At 75.7% G+C, this 21596-nt stretch carries 24 protein-coding genes and 4 tRNA genes; 8 read left to right on the top strand and 20 right to left on the bottom strand.

Annotated features, from left to right (window positions below; genetic code table 11):
• The 6 genes from H2O74_RS05475 to H2O74_RS05450 all read right to left on the bottom strand — a co-directional run bounded on the left by H2O74_RS05475 (window position 1) and on the right by H2O74_RS05450 (window position 9204).
• Complete coding sequence (locus tag H2O74_RS05475; protein ID WP_255491802.1) at window positions 1-1650, bottom strand: GTPase; 1650 nt, start codon at window positions 1648-1650, stop codon at window positions 1-3.
• Window positions 1638-3473, bottom strand: a complete 1836-nt coding sequence (locus H2O74_RS05470) for a dynamin family protein (protein WP_255491801.1) — start codon at window positions 3471-3473, stop codon at window positions 1638-1640. Before H2O74_RS05470 ends, H2O74_RS05475 begins: the two co-directional genes overlap by 13 nt.
• A gap of 109 nt (window positions 3474-3582) precedes the next feature.
• Window positions 3583-5265, bottom strand: coding sequence for an energy-dependent translational throttle protein EttA (gene ettA, locus H2O74_RS05465; RefSeq protein WP_182113478.1), 1683 nt, complete (start codon window positions 5263-5265; stop codon window positions 3583-3585).
• A 78-nt stretch (window positions 5266-5343) separates the two neighbouring features.
• Window positions 5344-5925 (bottom strand): single-stranded DNA-binding protein, encoded by a 582-nt coding sequence (locus tag H2O74_RS05460; RefSeq protein ID WP_182113477.1) that lies wholly within the window; start codon window positions 5923-5925, stop codon window positions 5344-5346.
• Window positions 5926-6007: 82 nt separating this feature from the next.
• Entirely contained in the window at window positions 6008-7543 is a 1536-nt protein-coding gene (locus tag H2O74_RS05455) for a GTPase (RefSeq protein ID WP_182113476.1), read from the bottom strand.
• Window positions 7540-9204 (bottom strand): GTPase domain-containing protein, encoded by a 1665-nt coding sequence (locus H2O74_RS05450; protein WP_182114074.1) that lies wholly within the window; start codon window positions 9202-9204, stop codon window positions 7540-7542. Before H2O74_RS05450 ends, H2O74_RS05455 begins: the two co-directional genes overlap by 4 nt.
• A gap of 170 nt (window positions 9205-9374) precedes the next feature.
• Between H2O74_RS05450 and H2O74_RS05445 the strand changes: the two genes are divergently transcribed.
• Window positions 9375-9447, top strand: a tRNA-Arg gene (locus H2O74_RS05445).
• Between the two features lie 20 nt (window positions 9448-9467).
• Here the strand turns inward: H2O74_RS05445 and H2O74_RS05440 are convergent.
• Window positions 9468-10220, bottom strand: coding sequence for a phosphatase PAP2 family protein (locus H2O74_RS05440; protein WP_182113475.1), 753 nt, complete (start codon window positions 10218-10220; stop codon window positions 9468-9470).
• Between the two features lie 188 nt (window positions 10221-10408).
• Between H2O74_RS05440 and H2O74_RS05435 the strand changes: the two genes are divergently transcribed.
• From H2O74_RS05435 to orn, 3 genes are all read left to right on the top strand, one after another.
• Window positions 10409-10636, top strand: coding sequence for a hypothetical protein (locus H2O74_RS05435; RefSeq protein WP_182113474.1), 228 nt, complete (start codon window positions 10409-10411; stop codon window positions 10634-10636).
• An 82-nt stretch (window positions 10637-10718) separates the two neighbouring features.
• On the top strand, window positions 10719-10994 hold the full coding sequence (locus H2O74_RS05430) for a hypothetical protein (protein WP_182113473.1): 276 nt from the start codon (window positions 10719-10721) through the stop codon (window positions 10992-10994).
• Between the two features lie 5 nt (window positions 10995-10999).
• Window positions 11000-11638 (top strand): oligoribonuclease, encoded by a 639-nt coding sequence (orn, locus tag H2O74_RS05425; protein ID WP_182113472.1) that lies wholly within the window; start codon window positions 11000-11002, stop codon window positions 11636-11638.
• Window positions 11639-11655: 17 nt separating this feature from the next.
• Here orn and H2O74_RS05420 read toward each other — a convergent pair whose 3' ends face one another.
• The 3 genes from H2O74_RS05420 to H2O74_RS05410 all read right to left on the bottom strand — a co-directional run bounded on the left by H2O74_RS05420 (window position 11656) and on the right by H2O74_RS05410 (window position 13256).
• Window positions 11656-12126 carry a hypothetical protein gene (locus tag H2O74_RS05420; RefSeq protein WP_182113471.1) on the bottom strand — a complete coding sequence of 157 codons (471 nt, stop codon included), beginning with the start codon at window positions 12124-12126 and terminating at the stop codon, window positions 11656-11658.
• A gap of 70 nt (window positions 12127-12196) precedes the next feature.
• A tRNA-His gene (locus tag H2O74_RS05415) sits at window positions 12197-12272 on the bottom strand.
• A 42-nt stretch (window positions 12273-12314) separates the two neighbouring features.
• Window positions 12315-13256, bottom strand: a complete 942-nt coding sequence (locus H2O74_RS05410; RefSeq protein ID WP_309232710.1) for a hypothetical protein — start codon at window positions 13254-13256, stop codon at window positions 12315-12317.
• A 143-nt stretch (window positions 13257-13399) separates the two neighbouring features.
• On the opposite strand from H2O74_RS05410, the gene H2O74_RS05405 reads away from it, so the two are divergent.
• Window positions 13400-13756: an STAS domain-containing protein gene (locus tag H2O74_RS05405; protein ID WP_182113469.1), complete on the top strand. Its 357-nt coding sequence runs from the start codon at window positions 13400-13402 to the stop codon at window positions 13754-13756.
• A gap of 100 nt (window positions 13757-13856) precedes the next feature.
• Here H2O74_RS05405 and H2O74_RS05400 read toward each other — a convergent pair.
• The 3 genes from H2O74_RS05400 to H2O74_RS05390 form a co-directional block, all read right to left on the bottom strand.
• A tRNA-Lys gene (locus H2O74_RS05400) sits at window positions 13857-13932 on the bottom strand.
• A 100-nt stretch (window positions 13933-14032) separates the two neighbouring features.
• Window positions 14033-14338, bottom strand: a complete 306-nt coding sequence (locus H2O74_RS05395) for a hypothetical protein (RefSeq protein ID WP_182113468.1) — start codon at window positions 14336-14338, stop codon at window positions 14033-14035.
• A 102-nt stretch (window positions 14339-14440) separates the two neighbouring features.
• Window positions 14441-14737, bottom strand: a complete 297-nt coding sequence (locus tag H2O74_RS05390) for a co-chaperone GroES (protein WP_220458043.1) — start codon at window positions 14735-14737, stop codon at window positions 14441-14443.
• Between the two features lie 118 nt (window positions 14738-14855).
• On the opposite strand from H2O74_RS05390, the gene H2O74_RS05385 reads away from it, so the two are divergent.
• Entirely contained in the window at window positions 14856-15323 is a 468-nt protein-coding gene (locus tag H2O74_RS05385) for a peroxiredoxin (RefSeq protein WP_182113466.1), read from the top strand.
• 18 nt (window positions 15324-15341) lie between these two features.
• Window positions 15342-15423, top strand: a tRNA-Leu gene (locus H2O74_RS05380).
• A gap of 10 nt (window positions 15424-15433) precedes the next feature.
• Here the strand turns inward: H2O74_RS05380 and H2O74_RS05375 are convergent.
• Window positions 15434-15628, bottom strand: a complete 195-nt coding sequence (locus H2O74_RS05375; RefSeq protein ID WP_182113465.1) for a hypothetical protein — start codon at window positions 15626-15628, stop codon at window positions 15434-15436.
• 100 nt (window positions 15629-15728) lie between these two features.
• Complete coding sequence (gene trxA, locus H2O74_RS05370; RefSeq protein ID WP_182113464.1) at window positions 15729-16124, bottom strand: thioredoxin; 396 nt, start codon at window positions 16122-16124, stop codon at window positions 15729-15731.
• A gap of 122 nt (window positions 16125-16246) precedes the next feature.
• On the opposite strand from trxA, the gene H2O74_RS05365 reads away from it, so the two are divergent.
• Complete coding sequence (locus H2O74_RS05365) at window positions 16247-16801, top strand: NUDIX hydrolase family protein (protein WP_182113463.1); 555 nt, start codon at window positions 16247-16249, stop codon at window positions 16799-16801.
• Between the two features lie 6 nt (window positions 16802-16807).
• On the opposite strand, the gene H2O74_RS05360 is transcribed toward H2O74_RS05365, so the two are convergent.
• From H2O74_RS05360 to murI, 5 genes are read right to left on the bottom strand one after another with little or no spacing between them, the layout of a single operon-like run.
• Complete coding sequence (locus H2O74_RS05360) at window positions 16808-18475, bottom strand: ATP-binding cassette domain-containing protein (protein ID WP_182114073.1); 1668 nt, start codon at window positions 18473-18475, stop codon at window positions 16808-16810.
• A gap of 38 nt (window positions 18476-18513) precedes the next feature.
• Window positions 18514-19161 carry an RdgB/HAM1 family non-canonical purine NTP pyrophosphatase gene (gene rdgB, locus H2O74_RS05355; RefSeq protein WP_182113462.1) on the bottom strand — a complete coding sequence of 216 codons (648 nt, stop codon included), beginning with the start codon at window positions 19159-19161 and terminating at the stop codon, window positions 18514-18516.
• Entirely contained in the window at window positions 19158-19916 is a 759-nt protein-coding gene (gene rph / locus H2O74_RS05350; RefSeq protein ID WP_182113461.1) for a ribonuclease PH, read from the bottom strand. The genes rdgB and rph overlap by 4 nt, the downstream gene beginning before the upstream one ends.
• A 34-nt stretch (window positions 19917-19950) precedes the next feature.
• Window positions 19951-20766, bottom strand: coding sequence for an MBL fold metallo-hydrolase (locus tag H2O74_RS05345; RefSeq protein ID WP_182113460.1), 816 nt, complete (start codon window positions 20764-20766; stop codon window positions 19951-19953).
• Between the two features lie 7 nt (window positions 20767-20773).
• A complete protein-coding gene (murI, locus tag H2O74_RS05340) occupies window positions 20774-21592 on the bottom strand; it encodes a glutamate racemase (protein ID WP_182113459.1) in 819 nt (272 codons plus the stop codon).
• Between the last annotated feature and the right edge of the window lie 4 nt (window positions 21593-21596).

The raw sequence follows: 21596 nt of genomic DNA, 5'->3' as shown, positions 1-21596 counted from the left end.
TCAGCCGGCGGCGCGCGCCGCCGCGCGTGCGCACGCGTCGTGCCGGTCGAGCACCTCCTGCACGGGCGCGACGACGTGCGTCTGCGCGACCTGCTCGACCGCCGCACGCAGGTGCGCGGTGGCCCGCCGGGCGCGCCGCCGCGCCCCGATGCCCGCCGCGACCCGCGAGAGCAGGGCGAGCAGCAGGCCCACGAGCACCCCGCCGGCGACCGCGAGCGTCGGGACGGGCACCTGCACCTGGCCCTGGTCCCACACCGGCGGCTCGATGACCGGCAGCCGGAAGGCGTCCAGCCCCCACAGCACGGCCAGCCAACCGAGCCCGGCCAGGGCCACCAGGAGGGCGAGCCACTGCAGCGCGCCGACCACCGACCACCACACGGGCCGACGGTCGCTGAGCACACGCGTGCCCGCGACGGCGCGGTCCAGGGCGTCGGGCAGCTCGGTCGCGGACGGGCCTTCCTGGGTCCGGGCGCGGGCCGCGAGCACCCAGCCGTCGGGCAGGCCGGCCGTCGCCTCGTCGGTGTGGCGGCGCACCGCGGCGCGCACGCGCGCCAGCTCGGCCGGGCCGGGCCGCGGCACGGAGGTGCGGACGACGTCGGCCGGGTCGTCGTCGCCGCGGCCCGCGCGGCCGGACGTCCCCCCGGCCCGCAGGTGCATCCGCCGCAACGGGTCGACGCGCAGCCGCCCGAGCCACCGCGTCGGCGGCCAGCCGGTCGCGCGGCGCGCCCGCTGGAGCCGCGAGACGCGCACCGCCTCGGCGACGGCCGGGACCCCCGCCGCGCCCGCGAGCGCGTCGACCAGCGCCGACGTCGCCCCCGCGGTGCCACGGCCGCGGCGCACGGGCCCGCACGACGCCTGCACCTCGTGGGCCAGGCGCACGACGTCGGCCCGGACGCGTTCCTGGGCGGCCATCCGGCGCGCGGCCGCGGCGTCGAGCGCGGCGCGCAGCGCGTCGACGCCCTCACCGGTGCGCGCGGAGACGTCGAGCACGCGGACCCCGGCCAGGCCGTCCTGGGCCAGCAGCCGTTCCAGGTCCGCGTGGCACGCGCGCCGCTCGGCGTCGGAGAGCCGGTCCACCTGGTTGAGGACCACGAGCATGACGTCCCGGTGCTCCGCCAGGCCGCGCAGGTAGCGCTCGTGGACCGCGGCGTCGGCGTACTTCTGCGGGTCGAGGACCCAGACCATCAGGTCCACGAGCGCCACCAGCCGCTCGGCCTCGAGCCGGTGCTCCGTGCGGACGGAGTCGTGGTCCGGCAGGTCGAGCAGGATGAGCCCGCCCACCCGGTCGCCCGCCGCACCGGGCGAGGGCTCCGCGAGCTGGTGCCGGCGGCGCACCTCGAGCCAGTCGAGCAGCGCCGCCGACCCCTCCTGGCCGCGCACCACCGCGAGCGCCTCCGACGTCGTCGGGCGCAGCACGTCGACGGCGGCGAGCGGCTCCCCCACCAGGGCGTTGAGCAGCGACGACTTGCCCGAGCCCGTGGCGCCCGCGAGCGCCGCGACCGTGTGGTCCCCCGAGAGCCGCAGCCGGCGCCCGGCGCGCTCCTCGAGCACGCGCGCGGCGTCGACGACGTCGCCGGGGAGCACGTCGGCGCCCGCGCGCACCGCCTCGGTGAGCGCGTCGAGGCGCTCCGCGACGCTCAGACCTCCCACAGCCGCCGCCACCATCCGCGCAGCCCACCCGGTTCGCCCTGCCCGTCGACGTCGCCCGGCTCACCGGGGCCGGCGGCGACGTCCGCCAGGGCGGCGTCCGCCGCGGCGACCTCGGTCTCGGCCTCGGCGACGGGTGCCGCGAGCGCGACCTGCTGCGCCGCCAGGCGGATCGTCTCGCCGGCCCGCGGGGTGAGGTCCAGCGCGTCGAGTCCGGACGTGAACCGGTCCGCCTCCTCGTCGAGCAGCCGGCTCATGCGGGCCGCGAGGTCCTCCTGCGCCGTCCGGGTCAGCCGCCGCACCGCGTCGTCCCCGAACACGGCCTCCAGGAGGCGCTGGGCGAGGACCACCGTGCCGCCGGCGACCCCGACCTCGGCCGTGGTCAGCCCGCCGGTCGAGGCGAAGATCGCGACCATGAGCGCCGCCCCCAGCCCGTTGACGCCGAACGACAGGACGCGTGCCGTGAGGCGCCTGTCGGCGCCCTCCGTGGAGACGAGGTCGAGCACGCCGGCCTGCCAGGCGCGCACCTCGGCGCTGATGCGCTCCCGCAGGTCGACCGAGGAGCGGCTGAGCCGCAGGCCGTCCACGAGCCGGCGGCCCGCCGGGTCGGCGCGCCACGCGGCGTAGGTGCGGTCCGCCGCGCGGTCCGCCGCGTCCTGCACGAGGTCGACGAGGCCGTGGCCGATCGCGGCGGTGACGGGCTCCGGGGCGGGCCGGCCGCGCAGGAAGGCGCTCAGCCGGTCGCGCCACGTGCTCACGCGGCTCTCGATCGCCCGGAACAGCTCGCCCGTGCCGACGAACTCCTGCCAGCGCGAGAGGACCTCGCCGCGCAGCATGGTGCCGTCCTGGGTGGCCGTCTCGACGTCGCGGGCGGCCTCCCGGTAGGCGGCGGCGGTCATCTCCCGCAGGCGGGCGACGTGCGCCACCTGCGCGTCGGCGGCGTCCGCCAGCGCGGGAGCGCGCGCCACGACGTCGTCGACGGCGCCGCGCACGGTGCGGCGGACGACGGCCTGGCGGGCGGCGGCGTCGCCCGCGACCCGGTGCAGCCAGCCGGACAGCTCGGCGACGGCGTCGCGCGGCAGCAGACCGGCGTCCAGGCGCGACTCCGCGACCGCGAAGATGCGCGTGTCCGCCAGCCCGCGCTCCGTCAGCATCCCGGCGAGGTGCTCGCGGACGGCCGCCTCGGCACCGGGGTCGACGCGGTTGAGCACCATCGCCACCACCGCCCGCCGCCGCGCGGCGTCGGCGAGCAGGTCCCACGGCACCGCGTCGGCGTACCGCGCCGCCGTCGTGACGAAGACCCACAGGTCCGCGGCGCCGAGCAGCTCCTCGCCGAGCTCACGGTTCGCCGCGACGACGGAGTCGATGTCCGGCGCGTCCAGCAGCGCGATCCCCCGCGGGACGGCCGGGTCGGGCGCCAGGCGCAGCGCGCGTCCCTCGGCGTCCGGGCCGGTGACGCGGGGCAGGCGAGGCAGCACGCGGTCGGTGCTGAACCAGGCGGTGTCGTCGGGGTGGTGCACGAGCACGGGCGACCGGGTCGTGGGTCGCAGCACGCCCGCGGGCGTCACCTGCGCGCCCACGATGCTGTTGACCAGGGTGGACTTGCCTGCGCCGGTCGAGCCGCCCACGACGGCCAGCAGCGGTGCGCCGAGCTGGCGCACGCGCGGGACGAGGTAGTCGTCGAGGTGGTCGACGAGCGCAGCCGCCGCGCGCCGGTCCTCAGCGGCCCCCGGCAGGTCGAGGGGCAGCCGCAGCTCGGCGACCGCCGAGCGCAGCGCGCCCAGGCCGGTGGCGAGCCGCTCGGCACCCTCGTCCGTCCACGTCACGCGCGCTCCCGTCGTCGGCGTCCCGGTCAGTCTCGCGCAGCCGGTCCGATCATGCAGCAGGGCCGGGCTCCGAGGAGCCCGACCCTGCTGCCGGTCGAGGCCGTTCGCGTCAGTCGCGCGTGAGCTTGCGGTACGTCACGCGGTGCGGGCGCGCGGCGTCGGCGCCGAGGCGCTCGACCTTGTTCGCCTCGTACGCCTCGAAGTTGCCCTCGAACCAGTACCAGCGGGCCGGGTCCTCCTCGGTCCCCTCGTAGGCGAGGATGTGCGTCGCGACCCGGTCGAGGAACCACCGGTCGTGGGAGACCACGACGGCGCAGCCCGGGAACTCGAGCAGCGCGTTCTCGAGGGAGCCGAGGGTCTCGACGTCGAGGTCGTTGGTCGGCTCGTCGAGCAGCAGGACGTTGCCGCCCTGCTGGAGCGTCAGCGCCAGGTTGAGGCGGTTGCGCTCACCGCCGGACAGCACGCCGGCCGGCTTCTGCTGGTCCGGACCCTTGAACCCGAACGCCGCGACGTAGGCGCGGGACGGCATCTCGACGTTGCCGACCTTGATGAAGTCGAGCCCGCCCGAGACGACCTCCCACAGGGTCTTCTTCGGGTCGATGCCGCCGCGCGACTGGTCGACGTAGGACAGCTTGACCGTCTCGCCGACCCGCAGGTCACCGGCGTCGAGCGGCTCGAGGCCGACGATCGTCTTGAACAGCGTCGTCTTGCCGACGCCGTTCGGGCCGATGACGCCGACGATGCCGTTGCGCGGCAGGGAGAACGACAACCCGTCGATCAGCACGCGGTCGTCGAAGCCCTTGCGCAGGTCCTTCGCCTCGATGACCACGCTGCCGAGCCGGGGGCCCGGCGGGATCTGGATCTCCTCGAAGTCCAGCTTGCGCGTGCGGTCCGCCTCCGCGGCCATCTCCTCGTACCGGGCGAGGCGGGCCTTGGACTTGGTCTGGCGGCCCTTGGCCGACGAGCGCACCCACTCGAGCTCGTCCTTGAGACGCTTCGCGAGCTTGGCGTCCTTCTTGCCCTGGACCTCCAGGCGCGCCTGCTTCTTCTCCAGGTACGTCGAGTAGTTGCCCTCGTACGGGTACAGGCGACCGCGGTCGACCTCGGCGATCCACTCCGCGACGTGGTCGAGGAAGTACCGGTCGTGGGTCACGGCCAGGACCGCGCCCTCGTACTGCGACAGGTGCTGCTCGAGCCAGAGCACGCTCTCGGCGTCGAGGTGGTTGGTGGGCTCGTCGAGCAGCAGCAGGTCCGGCTTCTCGAGGAGCAGCTTGCACAGGGCGACGCGGCGCCGCTCACCGCCGGAGAGCACCGACACGTCGGCGTCCGGGGGCGGGCAGCGCAGCGCGTCCATCGCCTGCTCGAGCTGCGAGTCGAGGTCCCACGCGTTGGCGGCGTCGATCGCCTCCTGCAGCTTGCCCATCTCGTCGAGCAGCGCGTCGTAGTCGGCGTCGGGCGACGCCATCTCCTCGGAGATCTGGTTGAACCGGTCGAGCTTGTCCTTGATCTCCCGCACGCCGTCCTCGACGTTGCCGAGCACCGTCTTGGACTCGTCGAGCGGGGGCTCCTGCAGCAGGATGCCGACGGTGTAGCCGGGCGAGAGCCGCGCCTCACCGTTCGACGGCTGCTCCAGGCCCGCCATGATCTTGAGGATCGTGGACTTGCCCGCGCCGTTGGGACCGACGACGCCGATCTTGGCGCCGGGGTAGAAGCTCATGGTGACGTCGTCGAGGATGACCTTGTCACCGTGCGCCTTGCGCGCCTTGTACATGGTGTAGATGAACTCAGCCACGCAGATCTGCTCCTGCTCGTCTCGAGGGCGTCGGGGTCCGGCCAGGTCGCGATCACTGGCGCCGGAACACCCGCCAGCCTACGGCGTCCGTGCGCCGCCGTCCGCGTCCACCAGGTCCTCGAGCCGGGTCGACGACCCGTCCGCCGCCGCACCGTCCGGCTCCTCGCTGCCGTCCCGCTCCTCGGCGTCGTCGGGTGCGGGCGCGCCGTCCGTCGCCCACGGGTCCTCGGTGTCGGGCAGCGGGGCGGCCGCGCCGTCCGCGTCGCGCGCGGCAGCCGCCGGCTCCCCGGGGGCCGTGCGGACGACGCGGGCGAACCGCGTCCGGCCGCGCGTGAGGTCGTGCCCCAGGGCCGAGGCCTCGAGCACGAGCGTGGTGCGGGGGCCGTTCTCCCCCTGCCACTCCTCGGTCTGCAGCCGACCGTGCACGAGCATCGGGTCGCCCTTGCGGACCGACTCGGCGACGTTGTGGGCGACGTCCCGGAACGCCTTGACGGTGATCCACTCGGTGCGACCGTCGGCCCACCCACCCGTGCGGCTGTCGAACCGCCGCGGGGTCGTCGCGAGGCGGAAGCTCGTGTAGGGCACCCCGGTGCCGTGGATCTCCTTGGGCGGGGTCGCCACCCAGCCGACGACGGTCACCGACAGTCCTTGCGCGTTCATCAGGTCCTCCTGTCCCCCGCCGGTCGCTCCGGCGGCGGGACCACGGTCGCGCGCCTCGCGTGGGCGCGGCGGGAGGGACCCGTCAGCCTGTGGACAGGCCGTCGAGGTGTCGACCTGTGGACGACACCGCGGACGGCGCCGTCGCCTCGCGGGCCGCCCGGTGCTCACCGAGCACCGCCGCGACGGGGACCACGAGGCGCTCGTCGACCACGCGGCCGATCGCCTCGCGCGCGGCCGCCGCCGCGGACTGCGCGTCGCGCTGCGCCGCCGCGCGGGCCGACCGGCCCGCGAGGAACCACGCGAGAACCGCGAGGACCAGCGCTCCGGCCGCCACGGCGCCCGGGAGCAGGGGCCCGCCGTCCCCCGCCCCGGCGGCGACCGCCAGCCCGAGGGCGACCAGGCCGGCCACGCCGAGCAGCACGGCGAGCACCCGCAGCACGGTCACCGCCGCGGTCCGCCGTCCCTCCAGCGGCACGCCCGCGAGGGCGTCGTCGACCGCGGCGCTCAACGCCCGGTGGTCGGGCAGCACCGCGTCGATCGCGGCGCGCCAGCTCGCCGGCAGCCCGGCCGAGGCGGCCTCGGCCCAGCGGGAGCGCAGCCGGGCCACCCGGTCGCGCTGCACGGGCTCGACGAACGCGCGGACCGTGCGGCCACGCCCCGGACCGGCCGCGACCACGCCGACCGCCGAGGCGAGCCCGGAGGCGTCCGCGAGCGCGTCGACGGCCTCGGCCCGCGGGAGCTCCTCCGGCGCCGTCTCCGACGACCCGAGGTCGCGCGCCAGCAGGAGCGCCGCCCCGTCGATCTCGGCGGCGGCACGGACCTCGGCCAGCGTGCTGCCCGCGACGTGATCCGCCAGGACGCGGCGCAGCTCCCGCACGCCCTCGCCCGTACGGGCGGAGACGGCGTGCACCGCGACGCCCGGCAGGCCGTCGGCCTGGAGCAGACGGGCGACGTCGTCGACCAGGCCGGCCCGAGCGTGCTCCGGGACCGTGTCGGTCTGGTTGACCACCACGAGCATCGCCGCGTCGCGCCCGGTGAGCCGCCGCAGGTACCCGGCGTGCAGCGCGTCGTCCGCATACTTCTGCGGGTCGACGACCCAGACGAGCAGGTCGGCCAGCGGGAGCAGCCGGTCGACCACCTCGCGGTGCGCCGGCTCCACCGAGTCGTGGTCGGGCAGGTCGAGCAGGACCAGGCCGCGCAGGTCGGCCTGCGACTCGCCGTCGAGGGCGCTCTCGCGCACGATCCGGCGGTCCGGTGCCACGTCGAGCCAGTCGAGGAGGGCCGTCGCGTCGTGGGCCCAGACGCACGCGGAGGGCTCGGCCGTCGTGGGGCGCCGCACACCGACGTCCGCGAAGGCCAGCCCGCTGAGCGCGTTGAACAGGCTCGACTTGCCCGATCCGGTGCCGCCCACCAGGGCCACGACGGTGTGGTCGGCGCCGAGGGCGAGGCGCTCCCGCACCGTGGTGAGCGCGCGTCGCACCGCGGCGGACGTCGCGGTCGGCACCCGGCTCCCGACCGCGTCGACCGCGCCCTCGAGCCGGGCCACGCGCTCGAGCAGCGCGGCCGTGCGCACGCCTGCGCCCGGCCCGGGGGTCGTCATCGCCTCATCCGTCGTCATCGGACCGCCTTCAGCACGGCGCCCCGCAGGCGCAGCAGCGAGGCCGCGTCGGCCGCGAGGTCCGGAGCGTCGAGCACGGCCCGCCCGGGCTCCCCGCCCCGGCGGACCTCGGCGGCCACGAGCGCGAGCAGCTCCTGCGTCCCGCGCTCGACCACCTCGCCACCCGCGTCGCCCAGGACCTCGGACACGAGCGCACGCGCCGGCTCGAGCCCGGCGGCGGCCGCCACCACGACGGCGCCGGCCTCGGGCCCGCACCGACGGTCGAGGGCGGCGTGGCCCGTCCCGCCGGTCGCGGCCGCCCACTGGGCGGCGGCGGCCCGGGCGTGCCCCTCACCCGCGGCGCGCCCGTCGTCGGACGTCGCGAGCGGTGCGCCCTGCGCGTCGAGCGCGGTCACGACGGCCGGCGCTCCCGCCAGGCTGCTGGCCGCGAGGGCCGACCGCACGCCGGCGCGACCGGCGGCGCTCGCCTCCGCGAGCACGACGGCGACGGCCCGCACGACGTCGTCGCGCAGCGCCGCCAGCTCCCGGTCGCGCTCGGCGCGGCGACGCCGCGGCACGCGCCGCGCGAGCAGTCGACGCTGCTCCGCGCCGCGCCAGCGTGCCCGCACCGGACCGGCGACCACGGCGCCCTCGCGTGCCGCGCCGACCGCCGCGTCCGCCGTGCGGCCGAGCGCCTCCTCGACGACCGCGCCGAGCGCCGACGCGGCGTCGACCTGCGCCTGCACGGCGTCGGCCAGCTCCTCGACCCACGGGCGCAGGGCCGCGATCGCACCGCGCTGCGTGCGGGTGATCACGGCGCGCGCCCGGTCGGGACCCGCGACCATCGCGAGCCACCGGCGCATCGGCGCCACGGCGGCGGGCGGCAGCAGGCCCTCGTGAGGGCCGAGGTCCTTGACCATGAAGAGCGGCACGGCCGCGAGGCCCCGCGCGCGCAGCCGCGCCATGAGGTCGGTCCGGATGGTCACGAGCGCGTCGTCCGGCACCCGGTTCAGCACCATGGCCATCGAGGTCCCGCGCAGCGCGGCGCGGTCCAGCACCTGCCAGGGCAGGGCGTCGCCGTAGCGCGCGGCGGTGGTGACGAAGACCCACAGGTCCGCGGCCTCGAGCAGGCGGTGCGCCGTGCTCCGGTTGCTCTCCACCAGCGAGTCGAGGTCGGGCGCGTCGACGAGCGCGATGCCCCGCGGCACCTCGTCGCTCACCACGACGTCGACCGCGTCGCGCAGCGGGTGGTCGGCGAGCAGCTCGGTGTCGGCACCGTGGTGCACCAGGACGGGACGCCGCGTCGTCGGCCGCAGCACGCCCGCGGTGCTCACCTCCCGACCGACGATCGAGTTCACCAGGGTCGACTTGCCGGCGCCCGTGGAGCCCGCGACGACCACGACGGCCGGGGCGGAGAGCTCACGCAGGCGGGGCAGCAGGTGGTCGTCGAGCTGGTCGAGCAGCTGCACCCGGCGCTCCTCGGCCTCCCGGACCCCCGGGAGCGGCAGCGGGAAGCGCGTGGCGTCCACGTCGCGGCGCAGGTCGCTGACCGCGTCCAGCAGCGAGGCGCTCGCGCGCGGCCGCTGCTCGACCGACGCCGTCGCCGACCGGGCGAGGCCGGTCGGACGCCCCTCGACACCGGTACGGACCGCTGGCGGGAGCCCTGAGGTGCTCGGTGCCATGGTCACGGGACCATCCTCCCGTGCGGCGCGTCGGCGGCCAAACGACCGCGCCGAGCAGCGCGTCGCCGTCTTCCCGGCGGCGGGCGGCGGGCCGCGTGTACGATGGGGCCGCATTTGCGTCATCGCAGGTCAAGTGCCATTTTTCGGCACAGCGACGTCCGGGTGCGCCGGCCCCCGTAGCTCAGTGGATAGAGCATCGGACTTCTAATCCGCAGGTCGCAGGTTCGAATCCTGCCGGGGGCGCGCCGCCCGGGTGGTCCGCGTCAGGCGTCGGCGGTGACCCGCGCGGCCCGGGCCGCACGACGCCGGTCGACGACCACGACCCCTCCCAGCACCGCGACCGCCAGCGCGACGGACGCCACGACGTCCGTGACGAAGTGGTACCCGAGGTACAGCCGGCTCAGCGCCACGACCGCCACCCCGAGGACCACACCGAGGAACCACCTGACGAGCGACGCGACGCGCGGCTCGCGGATCCAGGCGAGGTACCCGACCACGAGCAGCAGGGTCGCCGTGCCGATCGTGTGGCCCGAGGGGAAGGAGTAGGTGGTCTCCACCCCCGCCTCGACCATCGTGTCGACGGGCGGCCGGGGCCGGGCGACCGCCGACTTGATGAGGACCGAGACGAGCGTCGAGGCGATCATCGCGCCGGCGAGCAGACCCGCCTGCCACCACTGCTTGCGCCAGAAGCCCCACGTCAGCGTCCCCACGAGGACGAGCACCGGCAGGATCTCCGGGCCGGTGACCGTCGTGATCACCGTGAGGACCGCCGTCACGGGCGCGCTGCGCGCCTGCGCGAGCCCTTCGAGGACGGGGGTGTCCAGCTCCGCGAGGTCGTCCCTCTCCTGCACGGCGTCGAAGACCCCGAAGAACCCGGCGGTCCCCAGCACGACGAGCAGGAGGCCGACGACGATCGCGACCTGCGGCCCGTGGTCCGTGACCCATGTGCGCCGTCCCCACACCTCGGCGGCGCGCCGACGCGCGCCGGCGACCCACCCGGAGCTCGTTGCTGACATCTGGTGAGCATCGCATCGCGTGCAGCCCTTCGCGCGACGAGCCGACGCCCCGTCCCGGGCCTCGGGAGGCCCTCGCGCCCGGATATTCACGTGCCCGCGGGCGCCGCCGCCTGCCAGCCTGGGAGCACCGCGGTGAAGGACCTGGCCCGTCCTCGCAACCAGTCCCTTCACGTCCCAGGAGCACCACCATGCATCCCATCACCGTCTACGAGATAGCCGCCCGCGAGCACGAGCGCGCGACGCGCGGGAGCGTGCGCGCCGCCCGGATCGACCAGCTGCTCGCCGAGCGCAGCGCCGACCGGAGCCGCGCACCGCGCCGTGCGGCCGGGCGCCGGGCGGTCCGGACCGCCGCCCCGCGCGTGACCGCGGCGGGCCGCGCCGTCCCCGAGGGTCGCGGACGCCCCGCGCTCGCCTGACGGCGGGTGCGGGGCGCCCGCACGTCCCGCTCTGCCACGATGACCGCATGGCCGCGTCGTCCACCGCTCGCGAGGCCGGCTGATGGGCCGCCACGCCTCGGCGCCGGCCCGCCACGACGGGACCGGCCCCGAGCCCGCTCCGAGCCGCCGCCTCCTGCACCGCCTCGCCCTCACCGTGGTGGTCGCCGCGACGACCACGCTCGTGCTGGCGTGGGGCGGCACCCCGTGGCTCCGCGCCCTCCTGCTCGGCGCCGGCGCCGGCGTCGTCGTCGCGGTCGGCGCGCTGCTGGCGGCCTCGATCCCCGCACCGGCGCCCGGCCCCGAGCCCCGCCGGGACGACGACGAGCCCGTACAGTGACGCGCGTGAGTCCTGCCGCACCGAACGACCGCATCGTCTGGATCGACTGCGAGATGACGGGCCTCGACCTGCAGCGCGACGCGCTCGTCGAGGTCGCCGCCGTCGTGACCGACTCCGAGCTCAACGTGCTCGGCGAGGGGGTCGACGTCGTCATCGCGCCGCCCGCCGAGGCGCTCGAGCAGATGGAGCCCTTCGTGCGCCAGATGCACACGACCTCGGCACTGCTCGAGGCCCTGCCCGGCGGCGTGACGATCGCCGAGGCGCAGGAGCAGGTCCTGGCCTACCTGCGCCAGTGGGTCCCCGAGCCCGGCAAGGCACCGCTCGCGGGCAACTCCGTCGGCACGGACAAGGCCTTCCTCGACCGGGACATGCCGGAGCTGGTCGGCCACCTGCACTACCGGATCATCGACGTCTCCTCGATCAAGGAGCTTGCGCGGCGCTGGTACCCGCGCATCTACTTCGCCTCGCCCGAGAAGAACGGCGGGCACCGCGCCCTGGCGGACATCCTCGAGAGCATCGACGAGCTGCGGTACTACCGGGCCGCGATGCTCGTGCCGCAGCCCGGCCCCGACTCCGCGACCGCGAAGCAGATCGCGGCCGAGATCTCCGCCACCAGCGTTCGTCAGGGCCACGACGCCCGCTGAGCCGGACGGCCGCACGCTCAGCGGTCGACGAGGTGCGGCAGGCCGTTCATCAGGGCGACCGTCGCCGTGGCGACGTACGCCAGCGCGCCGCAGAAGTACCCGGCGGCCCGGATCTTCTCGTTGAGCGGCGGACGGGTGAGCTCGCTCGCCCCGCGCAGGAACATGCCACCGGCTCCCAGGAGCACGACCATGGCGATACCGACGACCAGGCGCACCCGGTCGTCCGCGATGAGCCGTTGGACGCCCGCGATGACGACGGCCAGAACCGCCGCGACCAGCGCGAAGTACACGACCCTGCCCATGACCCGCTCGACGAACCGGAGCCAGGCGGGCGTGGGCACGCGCTCGGCGGCGCGCGCGGCGGCTTCCTCCGCGCGCTCGACGACATCCTCCGCGCGCTCGACCGCGCCCTCGATGCGCCCGACGACGCCCTCGGCGCGCTCACGCGCCGGCTCGGCACTGCGGGCCCGCGGAGTCTCGTCCGGCATGGTCCGACGCTAAACCCGCCACGCGCCAACCACGAGTGGTCACCGGACCGCCCACGGGGCGGCGGTGAGATGGGGTGGCTAACGGGACTTGAACCCGCGACCCCCTGGACCACAACCAGGTGCTCTACCGACTGAGCTATAGCCACCACGACCCCGGACCGCCGTAGCGGTCGGGACCGGCCGAAAGTCTATACGGTCGCGGCGGGTGCTCCGAGCGCACGCCCCAGGACCGCGTCGGCGAACCGGTCGGTCGCCCCCGCGCCGAGGCGCGTGAACAGCGACGGCTCGACCATCTCGAGCTCCATGAGCACCGGCTGACCGTCGTCCCCGCTCACGAGGTCCACGCGCGCGTAGAGGAACGGCTCGTCCGGCAGCGCGCTGCCGTCGGCGGTCAGCAGCTCCCGGGCGGTGGCGATGACCCGCTCCGCCATGGCGAGCTCGTCGGCGGACGCCTCGATGCTCGACATCCGCTCCTCCTTGTACAGGGCGGTCTCGCCGGTGTCGGGTCCGCTGAGCATCGCGCCCTTGTGGACGCTGTGGGAGTACTGCCCGTCGATGAAGATGTGCGCCCGCTCGCCCACCGTGTCGACGCTGGTGAGGTAGCGCTGGACCATCACGGTGCGGTCGGCGGCGAGCAGGCGGCGCGCGTGCCCGATCGCCAGGCCCCGGGACCCCGCGTCGATCGCGGTGTACCGGCCCGTGTCGACGGAACCGGCCGAGACGGCAGGCTTGATGACGAAGTCGCCGTTGGCGGGGAACCGCGTGTGGAGCGCGCGCGAGGACAGGTGGCGCTCCGGCTCCAGCCACATCGTCGGCACGATCGGGACGCCGGCGCGCTCCAGCTCCGCCAGGTAGTGCTTGTCGCTGTTCCAGCGCACGACGGCGGCCGGGTTGAGCAGCGTGGCCTGGGCCTCCACCCGGTCCGCCCAGGCGACGAACTCGGCGCGACGGGTCGCGTAGTCCCAGGTGGACCGGATCACGACGAGGTCGAAGCCCGACCAGTCGACCGACGCGTCGTCCCAGACCGGGGTCGCGACCTCCACACCCCGGGCCTCGAGGCCCGCGAGGAGCGGGCTCTCGTCGGCGTTGAGCGTGGGCAGCGCGGCGCAGGTGGCCAGAGCGATCTTCACGCTCTCCACTCTACGGGGCCGGGCGGGGCCGCCCGGGGGTCCCGCCGTTGCCGCGCCAGGCGTGAGAGCGCTGCCGCAGTGCCAAGCGGGCTCCGGTGCGGTTGGATTCGGTGCTAGTGGTGCTGCCGCGAGGAAGGACAGCGATGACTGCGACGCACGGAGAGGGCACAGAGCCCTCCGGGATGGCGCTGACCGAGGAGCCGGACCGTTCCGTCGTGCGCGCCTGGGGCGAGATCGACCTCTCGGTACGCCGCGGGGTCGGCGACCTGTGCCAGGCCGTCGCGGACCGCGGGCTGCCCGTCGTCGTCGACGCGCGGGACGTCACCTTCATCGACTCGACCGGCATGTCGGTCCTCGTCCGCCTCGCGCGTGACGCCGAGGTGCGCGGCTACCCCATCTCGCTCGTCGACGCGCCGTGGATGCTCCGGGAGCTGCTGGCGATCACGGGCGTCGACCAGCTCATCCCGCTCGCGGACGCACCGGGCGACGAGGAGGCGTGAGGGCGCGGACCGGGGCGCGCGCGTGACGCGCCGCGTCCCACCGTGATCCGGCCGGACACGCGAGAGGCCCCCGACCATCGGTCGGGGGCCTCTCGCGTGGTGGTGCGCCATCAGGGACTCGAACCCCGAACCCGCTGATTAAGAGTCAGCTGCTCTGCCAATTGAGCTAATGGCGCGCGGTGCACGAGGTTAGCACCGTGCCTGGGGGGACGCGAAATCGCAGGTCAGCGTCGTGAGGCACGTCACATGCCGGGCCAGGCGCACGCCTGCGCGGCGTCAGCCGGCGTCGGGCCGCGGCTCGGCGTCCGCCGCCTCCGGGACGGCGTCGGGCGAGGCGGGCGCGTCCTCCGCGTCCCACCAGGCGACCTCCGGCAGGCCCTCGTCCTCGAGGATCTCCGGGGAGGCCGGCCCGTCCGGGCTGGCGAGGTCCGCGAGCAGCGCCAGCGGCACGCCCTGCGCGAGGAGGCTCATGACCTCCTGGGAGTGCTCGGTGTCCGCGCGCTCGACGGCCTCCACGACCTCGGGCTCGGGCTCCAGACCCGTCCTGGCGTCGTCGTTGCCCACGCCGGTGTCCAGGTTCATCGCCCGACCCTCCTCTCGCTGGTGCTCAACGGACACACTGCACCACCTGCGTCGTCGCCGCGCAACGGTGCGGGCCCGAGAGCGCGCGACCGGGTGACGCGGTCACAGGTACAGGCCCGTGCCCTCACCGCTCGACTCAGGCTCCGCGACGCCGTGGATGTCGCGCTCGCGCAGCAGCAGGTACTCGACGCCGGCGAGCTCCACCTCCGACCGGTCCTCCGGGTCGAACAGCACCCGGTCGCCCCGCTGCACCTGCCGCACGTGCTCCCCCGTGGCCTCGACCCGCCCCCAGGCGAGCCGGCGCCCCACCGACGCTGTCGCCGGGATGACGATGCCCGAGGACGACAGCCGCTCCGCGGACTCCTGGTCCAGCCGCACGAGCACGCGGTCGTGGAGCATCCGCACGGGCGGACGCTCGTCGGCGCCCGGCACGGCGGGGGTGGGGCGGGCGGGTCCTGGCTGACGCGGGTCACTCACGTCGCCGACGGTACATTGGGCTGCCCACCCGAGGAGGACCATGCCCCGCCTGTCCGTCGGTGACACCGCTCCCGACTTCACCGTGCCCACCGCCGACGGCGGGAGCTTCACGCTCTCCGAGCAGCGCGGCACGCGCGTGGTCATCTTCTTCTTCCCCGCGGCGATGACGCCGGGCTGCACCACGCAGGCGTGCGACTTCCGCGACTCGCTCGGCGCCCTGCAGGCCGCCGGCTACACGGTGATCGGCATCTCGCCGGACCCGGTCCCCCGACTCGCGGCGTTCACGGAGCAGGCGGCACTGACCTACCCGCTGGGGTCCGACGCCGACCGGACGGTCCTGGACGCGTACGGCGCCTACGGCGAGCGCAAGCTCTACGGCAAGACGGTCCAGGGCGTGATCCGCACGACGGTCGTCGTCGGCCCGGACGGCACGGTGGAGCTCGCCCAGTACAACGTGCGCGCCACGGGCCACGTCGCCAAGCTCAGGCGGGACCTCGGCCTCGCCTGAGCCCTACGCTCTCCCCGAGCGCGAGTGGCGAAATCGGCAGACGCGCCAGGTTTAGGTCCTGGTGCCCACGGGCGTGCGGGTTCGACTCCCGCCTCGCGCACCCCGGTGGCTCAGGCGCACGCTCGTCGGGCGCGGAACGCCTCGGCGAACTGGCGCGCCTGGGTCCGCACGAGCCGCTCGTGGCTCGCGCGGAGCACCGCCACCCGCTGCTCGGGCGCCCCGCCGTCGCGGGCTGCGACCCACGCGTCCCGCGCCAGCCGGACATCGCGGTCGGTCACCGTCACGAACCACTCGATCTCGGGCATGGGATGACTCTGACCCGACATCGCCGGGAGCGCACCCCGGGGCACACGATCGGGCGAGTGTGGCGCTCGTCACACGATGGCCCGTGTGACGGGCCTCGCGTCAGTGCTGGTGGTCGTGCTGGTGGTCGTGCTGCTGCTGCTGCTGCTCCGCGAGCTCGGCGCGCACGGCGTCCATGTCCAGGCTCTTCACGGCCTGCACGACCTGCTCGAGCGACTGCTTGGGCAGCGCCCCGGCCTGGTTGAAGACGAGGATGCCGTCACGGAACGCCATGAGCGTCGGGATCGACACGATGTTGGCGGCCTGGGCGAGGCCCTGCTCCGCCTCGGTGTCGACCTTCGCGTGGACCACGTCGGGGTGCGCGACGGACGACTCCTCGAAGACCGGCGCGAACATGCGGCACGGCCCGCACCAGGCGGCCCAGAAGTCGACGAGCACGATGTCGTTGCTCGTCACGGTCTTCTCGAAGTCGGACTCGGTCAGCTCGACGGTCGTCATGGGGTTCCTCTCGTTGACGTCCTTGTGTCAACGCCGCGCGGGGACAGGTATTCCGGCGCCGCACCCCACCGGGAGGCGTCCGGCCGCGCCGCCCGCGCCCCACCCGCAATAGGCTTCGCGACGTGACGGAGACCGCCGACTACCCACGCGACGAACCCAGGCCGGACGGCTGGCTCAGCCCGGCCGAGCTCGACCGGGCACGCGCCCGCCTCCCCCTCGTCTACGTCGACGCCGTGCCCGTGCGGGTCGACGACAGCGGCGACGTCGTCGCGGTGGGCCTCCTCCTGCGCGTCAACAGCGCCGGGGAGATGACGCGCGCGCTCGTGTCCGGACGCGTCATGTTCCACGAGCGGGTCCGCGACGCCCTCCTGCGCCACATCGAGAAGGACCTCGGCCCCATGGCGCTGCCGCAGATCCCGGCGTCCCCGCAGCCGTTCACGGTCGCCGAGTACTTCCCGACGCCGGGCGTGACGCCGTACCACGACGCGCGCCAGCACGCCGTCTCGCTCGCGTACGTCGTCCCCGTCTCGGGCGACTGCCAGCCCCAGCAGGACGCGCTGGACCTCGCGTGGGTCACGCCGGAGGAGGCGTGCAGCGACCAGGTGCAGGGCGAGATGGCCGGCGGCCAGGGCTACCTCGTGCGCCAGGCCATGGCCTTCGTGGGCCGCCTGGCCTGACCAGGCTCAGAGCGCGAGCTCGGGCCACCCCGCGAGGTCGCGGCGCAGCGCCCGGTCGTGCGTCGCGACGACGACGGCGGCGCTCGTGGTGGTCAGCGCCTGGGTGAGCTCGTCGACCAGCGCGACCGAGAGGTGGTTGGTCGGCTCGTCCAGGAGCAGCACGTGCGGGGCCGCCAGCAACGCCGACGCGAGGGCGAACCGGCGGCGCTGGCCGACCGAGAGCTCGACGAGCGGGCGGTCGAGGTCCTCCTCGGTGAGCAGCCCGAGCGAGGCGACCGGCACGAGACGCTCCGGGTCGAGGGCTCCCGCCGCGAGCAGCCGGAGCGCGTGCGCCGCGTAGGCCTCGAACCCGGTGACCCGCGTCGGGTCCCGTCCATCGCCCGGCCCGGCGGCCGCGTCCTCACCGGCGGCCTCCTGGCCCAGCAGGCCGACCCGCACGCCCGGCGCGACGTGGCGCACGCCGCGCACCGACGGCACGGCGCCCGCCATGACCCCGAGGAGCGTCGACTTGCCGGCGCCGTTGACACCGGTCACGAGCAGCCGACCGCACGCGGGGAGCTCGACCCGCACACCGGGCAGGTCCAGGCGGCCGGGGACATGGACCCCGCGCACCTCGAGCAGCGGTCGCGAGCCGTCCCCGCCCGGCGGCAGCGACGGCAGGTCGGGGAACGCGAGCGAGAGCGGGGGGACGGGGACCTCGACCGCGGCGGCCTCGAGCCGCTGGACCAGGCGGTCGGCCGCCTTGACGTGGATGCGGGCGTGGGTGGCGCGGCCGTGCTTGGCGGACCCCTTCGGCGGGCGCCACTCGTCCGAGAGCCCTTCGTAGGCCTCGTCGAGCCGCGCCGCGAGCGCCGCCGCCCGCTTGCGCTCCGCGGCGTAGCGGGCGCGCCAGCGGCGCAGGGCGGCGGTGCGCTGGAAGCGGTACGCCGCGTAGCTCGAGCCGCCGTAGAGAGCGGGCCGGCCGTCCACCGAGGGGTCGAGGTCGAGGATCGCCGTCATCACGTCGTCGAGCAGCTGCCTGTCGTGCGTGACGATGACGACGACGCCGGGCCAGCCCTGCAGCTGCGCCGTCAGGTGCTCGATGCCGCCGACGTCGAGGTGGTTGGTCGGCTCGTCGAGCAGCAGGATGTCGGGGCGCTGGGCGATGCGGCACGCGAGCCGCACGCGGTACCGCTCGCCGACGGAGAGCTCGGCGAGCAGACGCGCCCGGTCGCGGGGCGCGCCGAACCGCGTCAGGGCCTCGTCCGCGCGCCGGTCGGCGTCCCAGACCGCGAGCCGCTCCGCGAGCGCGAGCGCGTGCGAGACCCGGGCGGTCGCCGCGTCGCGAGCGGGGGCCTCGGCGTCCGCGGGCAGCGCGTCGAGCTCGGCGGTCGCGTCGGCGAGCTCGCGCGCCGCACCTCGCACGGTGGCCAGAGCCTCCTCGACGAGGTCGCCCACCGTGACGCCACCCGAGACCTCGAGCTCCTGGGCGACGCCGGCGACCGACCCGACGGACCGCACCACGCCCGACGTCGGCTCGAGCTCGCGGGCGAGCACCCGCAGGAGGGTCGTCTTGCCCGTCCCGTTCTCCCCCACCAGGCCGATGCGCGAGCCGGCGGAGGCGCGGAAGGTCACCCCCTGCAGCACGGGCCGCCCGGGGTAGCCGACGGCGACGTCGCGCGCGCTCAGGTGCACGGCGCCGAGCGGCACCGCCGAGGGGACGGCGAGGGCGCTCACAGCCTCGCGGCGATGGTCGGGGCGAGCGCGCGGAACGCGGTGCCGCGGTGCGAGATCGCGTTCTTCTCCTCGGGCGTCAGCTCGGCGCACGTCAGGAGGCGGCCCGCGGCGCGCGCGGGCTGCTCGTCGGGCACGAGCACCGGGTCGTAGCCGAAGCCGCCCTCGCCGCGGGGCGAGCGCGCGAGCCGCCCCCGCAGGACGCCGATCTCGACGTGCTCGAAGCCGTCCGGCGTCACGAGCGCGGCCGCGCACGTGAAGCCGGCGCCGCGGTGCTCGTCCGGCACGTCCGCGAGCTGCGCGAGCAGCAGCGCGAGGTTCGCGGCGTCGTCGCCGTGGGCGCCCGCCCAGCGCGCGGAGAAGATCCCGGGCGCACCACCGAGGACGTCCACGCACAGACCCGAGTCGTCCGCGACAGCGGGCAGGCCGGTCGCCGTCGCGAGGGCGCGCGCCTTGAGGAGCGCGTTCTGCGCGAAGGTGACGCCGTCCTCGACGGGCGGCTCCGCGCCGACGTCGGCCGCGCCCACGACGTCCGCCGGGTCGAGCCCCGTCACGACCGGCGCGAGGATCGCGCGGAGCTCGCCGACCTTGTGCGCGTTGTGGGTGGCCAGGACCAGGCGCGCCGAGCCGGCCGGACGCGCGCTCACGACCGCGCGGACCCGTCGGCGAGGGCCGCCGCCTGGAGCCTCGTCAGCTCCGCCGTGCCACCGACCGCGAGGTCGAGGAGCACGTCGAGCTCGGCACGGTCGAAGGGCGCGCCCTCCGCGGTGCCCTGGACCTCCACGAAGTGCCCGCTGCCCGTGACGACGACGTTCATGTCGGTCTCGGCCCGGACGTCCTCGACGTACGGCAGGTCGAGCATCGGGACGCCGTCGATGATGCCGACGCTCACGGCGGCGACGGAGTCCGTGAGGACCTCGGCCCGGCCCGTGATGCGGCCGGTGCTGCGGCCCCACGCGAGCGCGTCCGCGAGCGCGACGTAGGCGCCGGTGATGGCGGCCGTGCGCGTGCCGCCGTCGGCCTGGAGCACGTCGCAGTCCAGCACGATCGTGTTCTCGCCGAGCGCCTTGACGTCGATGACGGCGCGCAGGGACCGGCCGATGAGGCGCGAGATCTCGTGCGTGCGCCCGCCGACGCGGCCCTTGACCGACTCGCGGTCGCTGCGGGTCGACGTCGCGCGCGGGAGCATCGCGTACTCGGCGGTGACCCAGCCCTCGCCCGAGCCCTTCTTCCAGCGCGGCACGCCCTCGGTGAAGGACGCCGCGCACAGCACCCGGGTGCGCCCGAACTCGACGAGGACGCTGCCCTCGGCGGCGTCGAGCCAGTGACGCGTGAAGGTGACGGGGCGCAGCTGGTCGGGCAGGCGGCCGTCGGAGCGGGGGGTGGGGGCGGGCGAGGTCATGCTCACGACCCTAGGCGACATCGGTGGCCCGACCTCACAGCCGCACGACCAGGCCCGCGTGGACCGCCTCGACGGGGCCCGCGTAGGTGCCGCGGGCCTCGGCGAGCGCGACGTCCTTCTCGTTCCAGGACGGCAGGTGCGTCAGGAGCAGGCGCCGCGCGCGGGCGTCGGTCGCGACCTGCCCGGCCCGGCGTCCCGTGAGGTGGATCCCGGTGACGGCGTCGTCCCGGCCCTCGACGAACGCCGCCTCGGAGAGCAGCACGTCCGCGTCGGCGGCGAGGGCGACGACGCCCTCGCAGGCGTCCGTGTCCCCCGTGTAGGCCAGCACCACCGTGCGCGCGGGGTCGTCCTCCGCCGGGCCGCTCACGCGCACGCCGAAGGCGGGCACCGGGTGGCGGACGGCGACCGGCGTGAGCCGCAGGGGGCCGACGTCGACCGGGGTGCCGGGGACCCACTCGCGCACGTCCAGCTGGTCCTGCAGGCTCTCCCCCGGCTCGGTGCCGTACGCCTGCTCGAGCCGGCGCTCCGTGCCGACCGGCCCGTGGACGGCGAGCCGGCTGGGTTCCGGCCGCACGCCGCTGACGGGGTGGTGCCGGTCGGGGTGGTACTTGCGGTAGACGTACAGGCCGCACAGGTCGGCCATGTGGTCGGGGTGCAGGTGCGAGAGGGCGACGGCGTCGAGGTCCGACGGGTCCAGGTGGCGCTGGAGCGGTCCCAGCGCGCCGCTGCCCAGGTCGAGGAGCACGGACCACGTGCGCCCCGCGACGTCGTCGGCCTGCACGAGGTAGCACGACGCCGCCGCGTCGGGGCCGGGGAAGGAGCCGGAGCAGCCGACGACCGTGAGCCTCATCGCGCGCTCAGACGCGAAGGCTCGCGGCGGTCTCCACCGCGGCGACCTCGGGGCCCAGGAAGCGGCGGGCCAGGGTGGCGAACGAGCGGGCGTCGCCTGTGGCCACGAAGCGGTGCTCGGGTGGCCCGAGGGCGGGGTCCCGCTCGAGGCCGTGGGCGACGAGCGTGCGGTAGACGTCCTTGGCCGTCTCCTCGGCGCTGGAGACGAGCGTGACCTCGTCGCCCATGACGTAGGAGATGACGCCGGTCAGCAGCGGGTAGTGCGTGCACCCGAGGACGAGCGTGTCCACGCCCGCGTCCACGACGGGCGCGAGCGAGCGGCGTGCCACGTCCAGCACCTCGGGCCCCGACGTGCGGCCGGCCTCCACGAGCTCGACGAACTCCGGGCACGCCTGCGAGGTGAGGTGCAGCCCTGCGGCGACCGCGAAGGCGTCGTCGTAGGCGCGCGACTCGACGGTGGCGCGCGTGCCGATGACACCGACCCGGCCCGTGCGCGTGGCGGCCGCGGCCCGCCGGGCGGCGGGCAGGATGACCTCGACCACCGGGAGCCCGCGGCGCTGCGTGTACCGCTCGCGCGCGTCGCGCAGCACCGCCGCCGACGCGCTGTTGCACGCGATGACCAGCATCTTCACGCCCGCGTCGACGAGGTCGTCCATCACCTCCAGGGCGTGCGCGCGGACCGCCGCCAGCGGCTTGGGACCGTACGGGCCGTTCGCCGTGTCGCCGATGTACAGGACCGACTCGTGCGGGAGCTGGTCCAGGACCGCGCGTGCGACGGTCAGCCCGCCGACGCCGGAGTCGAAGATGCCGATGGGGGCGTCGCTCACGAGG

The sequence above is a fragment of the Actinotalea sp. JY-7876 genome (assembly GCF_014042015.1).
Classification (GTDB): domain Bacteria; phylum Actinomycetota; class Actinomycetes; order Actinomycetales; family Cellulomonadaceae; genus Actinotalea.
Note: the sequence above shows the minus strand (reverse complement) of the source record. Positions and strands in the feature narration are given on the sequence as shown.

Coding starts and splice junctions, on each gene's coding strand:
- H2O74_RS05460 (WP_182113477.1), bottom strand. CDS start 5,925: ATGAACGCGCAAGGACTGTCGGTGACCGTCGTCGGCTGGGTGGCGACC.
- H2O74_RS05455 (WP_182113476.1), bottom strand. CDS start 7,543: ATGACGACGGATGAGGCGATGACGACCCCCGGGCCGGGCGCAGGCGTG.
- H2O74_RS05450 (WP_182114074.1), bottom strand. CDS start 9,204: ATGGCACCGAGCACCTCAGGGCTCCCGCCAGCGGTCCGTACCGGTGTC.
- H2O74_RS05440 (WP_182113475.1), bottom strand. CDS start 10,220: ATGTCAGCAACGAGCTCCGGGTGGGTCGCCGGCGCGCGTCGGCGCGCC.
- H2O74_RS05435 (WP_182113474.1), top strand. CDS start 10,409: ATGCATCCCATCACCGTCTACGAGATAGCCGCCCGCGAGCACGAGCGC.
- H2O74_RS05430 (WP_182113473.1), top strand. CDS start 10,719: ATGGGCCGCCACGCCTCGGCGCCGGCCCGCCACGACGGGACCGGCCCC.
- H2O74_RS05420 (WP_182113471.1), bottom strand. CDS start 12,126: ATGCCGGACGAGACTCCGCGGGCCCGCAGTGCCGAGCCGGCGCGTGAG.
- H2O74_RS05405 (WP_182113469.1), top strand. CDS start 13,400: ATGACTGCGACGCACGGAGAGGGCACAGAGCCCTCCGGGATGGCGCTG.
- H2O74_RS05395 (WP_182113468.1), bottom strand. CDS start 14,338: ATGAACCTGGACACCGGCGTGGGCAACGACGACGCCAGGACGGGTCTG.
- H2O74_RS05390 (WP_220458043.1), bottom strand. CDS start 14,737: ATGCTCCACGACCGCGTGCTCGTGCGGCTGGACCAGGAGTCCGCGGAG.
- H2O74_RS05385 (WP_182113466.1), top strand. CDS start 14,856: ATGCCCCGCCTGTCCGTCGGTGACACCGCTCCCGACTTCACCGTGCCC.
- H2O74_RS05375 (WP_182113465.1), bottom strand. CDS start 15,628: ATGCCCGAGATCGAGTGGTTCGTGACGGTGACCGACCGCGATGTCCGG.
- trxA (WP_182113464.1), bottom strand. CDS start 16,124: ATGACGACCGTCGAGCTGACCGAGTCCGACTTCGAGAAGACCGTGACG.
- rph (WP_182113461.1), bottom strand. CDS start 19,916: ATGACCTCGCCCGCCCCCACCCCCCGCTCCGACGGCCGCCTGCCCGAC.
- H2O74_RS05345 (WP_182113460.1), bottom strand. CDS start 20,766: ATGAGGCTCACGGTCGTCGGCTGCTCCGGCTCCTTCCCCGGCCCCGAC.